This is a genomic window from Actinomadura chibensis NBRC 106107 (assembly GCF_001552135.1).
GTDB classification, from domain to species: domain Bacteria; phylum Actinomycetota; class Actinomycetes; order Streptosporangiales; family Streptosporangiaceae; genus Spirillospora; species Spirillospora chibensis.
On the sequence record NZ_BCQP01000122.1, the window covers coordinates 1 to 1,468 of the forward strand.

At 67.8% G+C, this 1,468-nt stretch carries 1 protein-coding gene; it reads left to right on the forward strand.

Features of this window, described 5'->3' with window-relative positions:
• Positions 1–1,468: alpha-amylase family protein (locus ACH01S_RS44805; protein WP_067905861.1), on the forward strand; the 1,468-nt coding region annotated here is incomplete at both ends.

The window sequence follows — 1,468 nt, forward strand, 5'->3', positions numbered from 1 at the left end:
GGACCCCGACGTGGCGGACGTGCTGGCGCGTCATCCGCTGCGTGACCTGCTGACCGTGAGCGACTGGTACCCCCTGGCCGTGCACCGGCAGCGGGCGTTGTTCAGCGCCTGGTATGAGTTCTTCCCCCGCTCGGAAGGCGCGACCCTGGACCCGATGGGACGCCGCGGCCCCATCTCCGGCACCTTCCGCACCGCGATGAAACGCCTGCCCGCGATCGCGGACATGGGGTTCGACGTGGTGTACCTGCCGCCCATCCACCCGATCGGGACCACCCACCGCAAAGGCCCCAACAACACCCTGGACGCGGGCCCCTACGACCCCGGCTCCCCCTGGGCCATCGGATCGCCCGAGGGCGGCCACGACGCCATCCACCCCGACCTGGGCACCCTGGAGGACTTCGACGCCTTCGTCGAATACGCGGGCTCCCACGGCCTGGAAGTCGCCCTGGACCTGGCGTTGCAATGCTCCCCCGACCACCCCTGGGTGACCCAGCACCCCGAATGGTTCACCACCCGCGCCGACGGCACGATCGCCTATGCCGAGAACCCGCCCAAGAAGTACCAGGACATCTACCCACTCAACTTCGACCACGACCCCGACGGCCTCTACACCGAAGTCCGCCGCATCATCCACCACTGGATGGACCACGGCGTGCGGATCTTCCGCGTCGACAACCCCCACACCAAACCCGTCGCGTTCTGGGAACGGCTCCTGGCCGACATCCACACCACCGACCCCGACGTCCTCTTCCTCGCCGAAGCCTTCACCCGCCCCGCCATGATGCACACCCTCGCCAAAACCGGGTTCCACCAGTCCTACACCTACTTCACCTGGCGCAACTCCCCCGACGAACTCCGCGAGTACTTCCAGGAGTTGGCCGGACCGGCGGCCGCCTACATGCGGCCCAACTGCTTCACCAACACCCCCGACATCCTCTCCGAATACCTCCAGCACGGGGGGCGGGCGGCGTTTCAGATCCGCGCCATCCTGGCCGCGCTGCTGTCCCCCTCCTGGGGCGTCTACGCCGGATACGAACTCTGCGAGAACACCCCCGTCCGCCCCGGCAGCGAGGAATACCGCGACTCAGAGAAATACCAGTACCGCCCCCGCGACTGGAACACCCCCGACACCCTCGCCCCCCTCCTCACCACCCTGAACACCCTCCGCAACACCCACCCCGCCCTCCAACAACTCCGCAACCTGCACTTCCACCACGTCGACCAGCCGGAGTTCCTGGCCTTCTCCAAACGGCACCTGGACGACGTCGTGCTGACCGTGGTCAACCTCAACCCCCACCAAGCCCGCGAAGCCACCGTCCACCTCGACCTGCCCGCCCTCGGCCTGCCCGACGACCCCCACCACCCCTACACCGTCACCGACCACCTCGACGGCGCCGTCTACACCTGGACCGCCGCCAACTACGTCCACCTCGACCCCCACACCAAACCCGCACACATCCTGACGATC